This window comes from Streptomyces sp. NPDC104831 (assembly GCF_055583025.1).
The window spans coordinates 1-8391 of the sequence record NZ_JBVJOT010000057.1; the positions used below are offsets into that span (position 1 = coordinate 1).

At 73.1% G+C, this 8391-nt stretch carries 6 protein-coding genes; 5 read left to right on the forward strand and 1 reads right to left on the reverse strand.

Annotated features, from left to right (window positions below; all coding sequences use genetic code 11):
* The coding region (locus ACZ63H_RS30855) for an FGGY family carbohydrate kinase (RefSeq protein ID WP_469870706.1) at positions 1–1385 on the reverse strand (1385 nt) is incomplete at its 3' end.
* Positions 1386–1658: 273 nt separating this feature from the next.
* Between ACZ63H_RS30855 and ACZ63H_RS30860 the strand changes: the two genes are divergently transcribed.
* The 5 genes from ACZ63H_RS30860 to ACZ63H_RS30880 all read left to right on the forward strand — a co-directional run bounded on the left by ACZ63H_RS30860 (position 1659) and on the right by ACZ63H_RS30880 (position 8265).
* On the forward strand, positions 1659–2645 hold the full coding sequence (locus ACZ63H_RS30860; RefSeq protein ID WP_469870708.1) for a hypothetical protein: 987 nt from the start codon (positions 1659–1661) through the stop codon (positions 2643–2645).
* A gap of 43 nt (positions 2646–2688) precedes the next feature.
* Positions 2689–4251 (forward strand): amino acid permease, encoded by a 1563-nt coding sequence (locus tag ACZ63H_RS30865; RefSeq protein WP_469870710.1) that lies wholly within the window; start codon positions 2689–2691, stop codon positions 4249–4251.
* 187 nt (positions 4252–4438) lie between these two features.
* Positions 4439–5530, forward strand: a complete 1092-nt coding sequence (locus ACZ63H_RS30870) for a mechanosensitive ion channel family protein (protein ID WP_469870712.1) — start codon at positions 4439–4441, stop codon at positions 5528–5530.
* Between the two features lie 46 nt (positions 5531–5576).
* Positions 5577–6008: a DUF4186 domain-containing protein gene (locus ACZ63H_RS30875; protein ID WP_469870714.1), complete on the forward strand. Its 432-nt coding sequence runs from the start codon at positions 5577–5579 to the stop codon at positions 6006–6008.
* 37 nt (positions 6009–6045) lie between these two features.
* Positions 6046–8265, forward strand: a complete 2220-nt coding sequence (locus ACZ63H_RS30880; protein ID WP_469870716.1) for an NADP-dependent isocitrate dehydrogenase — start codon at positions 6046–6048, stop codon at positions 8263–8265.
* The last annotated feature ends 126 nt before the right edge of the window (positions 8266–8391 follow it).

Genomic DNA, 8391 nt, shown 5'->3' on the forward strand with positions numbered 1-8391 from the left:
TTTCCTGCGTCTTGTCTGGCCGGAACGTGGGCCCCGAACACGCCGGCGCCCCCCCACCTGGCCGGTCCTCCCCCCCCCCCCCCCCCGTCCTTCCCCCCGAGGCGGGCGAGGGTGGCGGCGCCGAGCGCGGTGGCGTCCGGCAGCGCGGACACCTCGACGGGGCGTTGCAGCAGGTCGGCCTGGGTCTGCATGAGCAGCGCGGAGCGGGTGAGGCCGCCGTCGACGCGGAGCGTGTCCAGGGGCGCGCCCAGGTCCGCGGCGGCGGCCTCGGCCAGCTCGGCGACCTGGGCGGCGATGCCCTCGCACAGGGCGCGCACCAGGTGCCCGGCGGTGGTGTCGAGGCCGAGCCCGGTCAGCGAGCCGCGCAGGTCGCCGCGCCACCAGGGGGCGGCGAGCCCGGCGAGGGCGGGGACGAAGGTGACCCCGCCGCTGTCGGGGACGGTGCCGCCGACGGGGTCGAGGTCGGCGGCGGAGGACAGGACGCCGAGTCCGGTGAGCCAGCCGACGGCGGAGGCGGCCGTGTAGACCTGGCCGTCCAGGCAGTAGCCGGGGTGTCCGGCGAGCCGCCAGGCGACGCAGGAGACCAGGCCGGACGTGCCGCGCCGGGGCCGGTCGCCGGTGTGCGCGAGCAGGAACGCCCCGGTGCCGTAGGTGCACTTGACGGCGCCGGGGCCGGTGATCCGCTGGGCGAGGAGGGCGGCCTGCTGGTCCACGATCAGGGCGGTGAGCGGGATCTCGGGGCCGAACGCCGTGGTGGTGCCGACCGGGTGGGCGTTGTCGGTGACCTCGGGCAGCGCCTCGCCGGCCAGGCCGTACAGGTCGAGGGCGCGCGGGGACCACTCGGTGCGGTCCAGGTCCAGCAGCTGGGTGCGGCCGGCGGTGGCGGCGTCGGTGGCGAAGGCGCCGGTGAGGCGGTGCACCAGCCAGGCGTCGGAGGTGGTGACGACGCCGTCGCGGGTGAGGTGGCGGCGGATCCAGGCCATCTTGGGCGCGGCGAAGTACGGATCGAGGGGCAGCCCGGTCAGCTGCCGCAACTCCTCGGCGTGATCGGCGAGTTCCGCGCAGACGGACTCGGCGCGCCGGTCCTGCCAGACCAGGGCGTCGGTGAGCGGACGGCCGGTTGCCGGGTCCCAGGCGAGGACGGTCTCGCCCTGGTTGGCGAGGCCGAGCGCGACGACGTCCTCGCCGGCCTCGGCGAGCGCGCGCCGGCCGGCCTCGACCACCGAGTCGTACAGCTCGCCCGGGTCCGCCTCGACCAGGCCGCCGGGCAGGTGGCGGGGGCGGACCTCGGCGAAGCCGGTGCCGAGGACGCCGCGTTCGGGGCAGACGACGAGCGCCTTGGTGCCGGACGTGCCCTGGTCGACGGCGAGCACCGGCCCCGTCATCGCGCGTCCCCCGCTGCGGACCTGAAGATCACCGTGCCAGCCTGCCGTCGCGGCGGTCCCGGCGTCAAGCTCTTCCGGCCGGCCGGCCGGCGCCGTCACGGGCTGCCGCCCGGTGTGTCAACTGGCCTTTTCGGATGGTTGACTTGGCAACAATGGATAGGTCGAACAGTCCGCCTCTATAGTGACCGCCGACCACGCGAGACCAGTTTCGTCACCGCCCAGGGGAGGGCTGTTGCCACGTCAGGTGCGCCGGCGGCCGGGGGCCGGCGGCTGATGGCCAGAGACGGAGGCCGCCCCTCCTACGATCCCGCCGGCCCCGACCGCGCGCTGCGGGCCGCGCTCCAGGAGCTGCGCACCGGCCGCTGGATGGCCATGCGCGCGCTGCTGGCGGAGACCACCGAGTGGTGGCGGTGGACGCAGCGCACGCAGGTGCTGGCCACCGCCGCGGCCGGCACCGACGTGGTGCGGGCCTGGCTCGCCGAGGAGCCGGACAGCGTGCACGCGGCGGTGATGCACGCCCGGGTCGGCGTGGAGCGGGCGCTGCGGGCCCGGCGGGAGAGGCACCGGCGCACCCACGAGTTGTGGATCGAGGCGTGGGACGCGGCCCAGACGGCCACCGCGGCCGCGCCCCGCGACCCGGTGCCCTGGGTGTGCCTGCTGGCGCTGGCCCAGCTCGACCCCGAGCAGCGCTGGGAGGAGCACCGGGCCGCCCCCCCGGAGCCGATGCTGCCGCCGGGCCCCTGGGGGCTGCTGGCCGAGGCGGGCCGGCGCGATCCGTTCAACCGCGAGGCCCACCACCGGATGCTCCAGTTCCTGTACGTGCGCGGCGGCTCGGGACGGCTCGCGGAGGCGTCCGGGTACGCGCAGTGGGCGGCGGGCCAGGCCCCGCCCGGCTCGGCGCTGCACCTGCTGCCGCTGTACGTGCGGGTGGAGCGCTACCGCCGGGACAGCGGGCACGACGCGGCGCTGGACCTGCACTGGGTGGCGGAGGAGGCGGCCCGGGAGGCCCGGCGGGCGCTGGAGTCCTGGTTCGACCGGACGCGGCCCGAAGAGCGCGCGCTGCCCGACCTCAACCATCTGGCGCACGCGCTGTGGGGCTCCCTCCAGTTCACGGACGCGGCCCGGGTCTTCGAGGCGATCGGCCCCTACTTCACGCCACCGCCCTGGATGTACCGCACCCGGGACCGGGACCGCGCGGTGGAGGTGTTCGCGCAGGCCCGGGACCGCTGCCGGGCCGCCGCGGAGGACTCCCGACCCTGAACGTCCGGCACGAGCACGACAGTTCGACAACCGTTCGGCAACCATGACCCCGGAGGTCCCCCGCGTGTCCCCCACCCCCGAACCCTCGCCCGTGCCCTCCCCGGGGCTGCCGCAGCAGGACGAGGAGCAGCGCCTGCGCGAACTCGGCTACCGGCCGGTGCTGGCCCGCCGGATGGGCGGCTTCGGCAACTTCGCGATCAGCTTCTCGGTGATCTCGATCCTGTCCGGCTGCATGACCCTGTACGGCTTCGGCCTGAACACCGGCGGCCCGGCCGTGATGCTGTGGGGCTGGGCCGGCGTCGGCCTGTTCGTGCTGTGCGTCGGCCTCGCGCTCGCCGAGGTGACCAGCGCCTATCCGACCTCCGGCGCCCTGTACTACATGGCGGACCGGCTCGGCGGCCGGCGCTGGGGCTGGTACACCGGCTGGCTGAACCTGCTGGGCCTGCTCGGCGCGATCGCCGGCATCGACTACGGCGCCGCCCTGTTCGCCGGGGCGTTCGCCAACCTCCAGTGGGGCTTCGTGCCGACGCCCGGCAGGACCATGCTGATCTTCTGCGCCATCCTGCTGCTGCACGCGGTGCTGAACCTGTTCGGCGTGCGCCTGGTCAGCGTGCTGAACTCGGTCAGCGTGTGGTGGCACCTGGCGGGCGTGGCGCTGATCGTGGGGGCGCTGGTGATCGTCCCGGACCACCACCAGTCGGCGTCCTTCGTGTTCACCGAGTTCGTCAACGAGACCGGCTGGGACAACCAGTTGTACGTGGCGGCGATCGGTCTGCTGCTCGCGCAGTACACCTTCTCCGGGTACGACGCCTCCGCCCACCTGTCGGAGGAGACCGCGCACGCCTCGGTGGCCGCCTCGCGGGGCATCGTCCGCGCCATCTGGGTGTCCTGGCTCGCCGGCTTCGTGCTGCTGGCCGGCCTGACCTTCGCCATCCAGGACTACGACGCCACGCGCACCACCGGCACGGGTGTGCCGCCCGCCCAGATCATGCTGGACGGCCTCGGCACCGACGGCGCCAGCGCCCTGCTCCTGGTCGTGATCGTCGCCCAGCTGTTCTGCGGGAACGCCGAGGTCGCCGCGGCCAGCCGGATGGTGTTCGCGTTCAGCCGGGACGGCGCGCTGCCCGGCTCGCACCTGTGGCGCAAGGTGAGCGGCCGCACCCAGACCCCGGTCGCCGCGGTCTGGCTGTCCGTGGCCGTGGCCTGCGTGCTCGCGCTGCCGTCGCTGTACTCGGCGACGGCGTACAACGCGGTGACCGCCATCAACGTCATCGGCATCACCCCGGCCTACGCCATCCCCGTCCTCCTGCGGCTGCGCGCGGGCGACCGCTTCCGGCCGGGGCCGTGGCACCTGGGCCGCTGGAGCAGACCGGTGGGCTGGATCGCGGTCGTGTGGGTGGCGTGCGTGACCGTCCTGTTCTGCCTGCCGCAGGCCTCGCCGGTCACGGTGGACACCATGAACTACGCCTCCGTCGCCCTCGCCGCGGTCCTGGTCCTCGCCACCGTCTGGTGGTTCGTCGCCCGCCGGTCGTACGGCACCCCCACCACCGCCGCCGCCTACGGCAGCGACCGTGACCAGGCGGAACTCGCGGAGGGCATCGTCTGAGCGGACGGCCGGCGACGCCGCTCCGGTGACGAACGGGCGTGCGGTATGCGGCAGGATGAACGAACGCGCCGGTTCCCGGAGTTCCTCCGGCCGGCGCGGTCGCACATCCCGGACATCGAGCAGGTGACAACGTGACGAGACTTCACAACCGGCCCCCCGCAGCCGCCCGGCGCCCCGGAGGTGACCGGTGAACCGCACGCTGACCCTGGACGACCTCGTCCTCGCCGGAATCGCGCTGGCGGCGGGCCTGACGCTCGCCTTCATGTCGCGCACCCTGCTGCGCTGGCTCGCGGGGCACGCCAAGCGGACCCGCTGGAGCGGGGACGACGTCATCGTGGACGCGCTGCGCTCGGTCGTGCCCTGGGCGGCCATCGCGGGCGGCGCGGCCGCGGCCGCGGCGGTGCTGCCCCTCACCGGGGCCGTCCAGCACCACATCGACCAGGTGCTCCAGGTCTGGGTGATCGCCGTGGTGACCTTCTCCGCGGCCCGGGTCGTCGCCGGCCTGGTCCGCTCGGTCACCCAGTCCCGCTCGGGGGTGGCGGGCTCGGCGACCATCTTCGTCAACATCACCCGGGTGCTGGTGCTGGCCATCGGCTTCCTGGTCGTGCTGCAGACCCTCGGCATCTCCATCGCACCGCTGCTCACCGCCCTCGGCGTGGGCGGTCTGGCCGTCGCGCTGGCCCTCCAGGACACGCTGGCCAACCTCTTCGCGGGCATCCACATCCTCGCCTCCAAGACCGTCCAGCCGGGCGACTACATCCGGCTGAGCAGCGGCGAGGAGGGCTACGTCGTCGACATCAACTGGCGCCAGACGACGGTCCGCCAGCTCTCCAACAACCTGGTGGTCATCCCCAACGGCCAGCTCGCCAAGGCCAACATGACCAACTACACCCGGCCCGAGCAGGAGCTGACCGTGCTGGTGCAGGTCGGGGTGGGCTACGAATCGGACCTGGAGCACGTGGAGCGGGTGACGGCGGAGGTGGTCGCGGAGGTGATGCGGGACGTCACGGGCGCGGTGCCCGACCACGAGCCCGCCATCCGCTTCCACACCTTCGGCGACTCCCGGATCGGCTTCACGGTGATCCTCGGCGTGGGCGAGTTCAGCGACCAGTACCGGATCAAGCACGAGTTCATCAAGCGCCTGCACCGCCGCTACCGCGCCGAGGGCATCCGCATCCCGGCCCCCACCCGGACCGTGGCCCTCCAGCAGGGCTCGGTGACCATCCCGCAGCAGCGCAGCGGCGAGGACGCGGTCTCGGGGACGCCGGCGGCCGAGTAGGGCGGCGGCCGGGAGAGCGCCGCGGGGGGTCGTATGCTCGGAAGGCGTGACCCTCCCCGCCGACGGCCCCCGCGCGCTCGACCGGCGGCTGGACGCGCTCGCGCGGCAGCCGTTCCGGGCGCGGTTCCGGCTGCGCGGCCGGGAGCTGGCGACCGCGCGGCTGAAGGGGCCGGCGACCCTGCGGTGGCACGCCTACGACCTGATCGCCGCACGGCTGGCGCCGGCCCGGCCGCGCAAGGACGGCCGGCAGACCCCGTACCGCGGCCACCCCGTGTTCGTGGCCCAGCACGCGACCGCCACCTGCTGCCGGGGCTGTCTGGAACGCTGGCACGGCATCCCCAAGGGCCGCGAGCTGACCCGCGTCGAACAGATGTACGTGGTGGAGGTGATCTGCCGCTGGATCGCGCGCGAGACGGCGGACGGCGGAATTTCCGGCCCGGACCCCTGTCGAGCGGACGCCGATCACGAGATATCTTGATGTCGAGCAATGTTGCAGACGTGGAGCGGAGCACCCGGTGACTGACTCGACCATCATCTACACCTACACAGACGAGGCCCCGGCCCTGGCGACGCATTCGTTCCTGCCGGTGATCCAGGCGTACGCCTCGCAGGCCGGTGTGCCCGTGGAGACCCGCGACATCTCGCTGGCCGGGCGCATCATCGCCGTCTTCCCGGAGTACCTGAACGAGGACCAGCGCATCCCGGACGCGCTGACCGAGCTGGGCGAGCTGGCCAAGACGCCGGCGGCCAACATCATCAAGCTGCCGAACATCTCGGCGTCCCTCCCGCAGCTGAAGGCCGCCGTCGCCGAGCTCCAGGGCAAGGGCTACGCGCTGCCGGACTACCCGGACGACCCGAAGACCGACGAGGAGCGCGAGATCCGCGCCCGCTACGACAAGGTCAAGGGCTCCGCCGTCAACCCGGTGCTGCGCGAGGGCAACTCCGACCGCCGCGCCCCGGCCTCGGTGAAGAACTACGCCAAGACCCACCCGCACCGCATGGGCGCCTGGTCCTCCGAGTCCAAGACCGACGTGGCGACCATGGGCGAGAACGACTTCCGCTCCACCGAGAAGTCCGTGGTGATCTCCGAGGCCGGCACCCTGCGCATCGAGCTGGCCGCCGAGGACGGCACCACCACCGTCCTGAAGGACTCCGTACCGGTCCTCGAGGGCGAGGTCGTCGACGCCTCCGTCCTGCGCGTGGCCGAGCTGAACGAGTTCCTCGCCGCGCAGGTCGCCCGCGCCAAGCGGGACGGCGTGCTGTTCTCCGTGCACCTGAAGGCCACGATGATGAAGGTCTCCGACCCGATCATCTTCGGCCACGTGGTGCGCGCGTTCTTCCCGAAGACGTTCGCGAAGTACGGCGAGACCCTCAAGGCGGCCGGCCTCACCCCGAACGACGGCCTCGGCGGCATCCTCAAGGGCCTGGAGAGCCTGCCCGAGGGCGCCGAGATCAAGGCCTCCTTCGACGCCGAGATCGCCGAGGGCCCGTCCCTGGCCATGGTCGACTCCGACAAGGGCATCACCAACCTGCACGTGCCCTCCGACGTCATCATCGACGCCTCCATGCCCGCGATGATCCGCACCTCGGGCCACATGTGGGGCGCCGACGGCCAGGAGCACGACGCCCTCGCCGTCATCCCGGACTCCTCCTACGCCGGCGTCTACCAGGCCGTCATCGACGACTGCCGGGCCAACGGCGCCTACGACCCGTCCACCATGGGCTCGGTGCCGAACGTCGGCCTGATGGCGCAGAAGGCCGAGGAGTACGGCTCCCACGACAAGACCTTCGAGATCCCGGCCGCGGGCACCGTCCGCCTGGTCGACCAGGCCGGCAACGTCCTGATCGAGCAGCCGGTCGCGCAGGGCGACATCTTCCGCGCCTGCCAGACCAAGGACGCCCCGATCCGCGACTGGGTCAAGCTGGCCGTCACCCGCGCCCGCGCCACCGGCGACCCGGCGGTGTTCTGGCTGGACGAGGACCGCGCCCACGACGCCAACCTGATCGCCAAGGTCCGGCAGTACCTGCCGGAGCACGACACCGAGGGCCTGGACATCCGGATCCTGTCCCCGGTGGAGGCCACCAAGCTGTCGGTGGAGCGCATCCGCCGCGGCGAGAACACCATCTCCGTCACCGGCAACGTCCTGCGCGACTACCTGACCGACCTCTTCCCCATCCTGGAGCTGGGCACCAGCGCCAAGATGCTGTCGGTCGTCCCGCTGATGGCGGGCGGCGGCCTGTTCGAGACCGGCGCCGGCGGCTCCGCCCCCAAGCACGTCCAGCAGCTGGTCAAGGAGAACTACCTGCGCTGGGACTCCCTCGGCGAGTTCTTCGCCCTGGTGCCGTCCTTCGAGCAGTACGCGGCGGCCACCGGCAACACCCGCGCCAAGGTCCTCGCCGACACCCTGGACCGCGCCACGGCGACCTTCCTCAACGAGGACAAGTCCCCGACCCGGCGCGTGGGCGGCATCGACAACCGCGGCAGCCACTTCTACCTGTCCCTGTACTGGGCGCAGGAGCTGGCGCGGCAGACCGACGACGCCGACCTCGCGAAGGCGTTCGCGCCGCTCGCCGAGACGCTGGCCGCGAACGAGCGGAAGATCGTGGACGAGCTGAACGCCGTCCAGGGCGAGCCGGCCGACATCGGCGGCTACTACCAGGTCGACAAGGCCAAGGCGGACACCGTCATGCGCCCGTCGGCGACCTGGAACGAGGTCCTCGCGTCCCTGAGCTGACGCCCGCGGCACCCCGGGGGGAGGGGGAGGGGGGGGGGGAGGGGGGGGGGGGGGGGGGGTGTGGTTGTTGGGGCAGGTGTTTGGTTGGGGTGGGGGGGTGGGTCCGTACAAAACCCACACGCATCC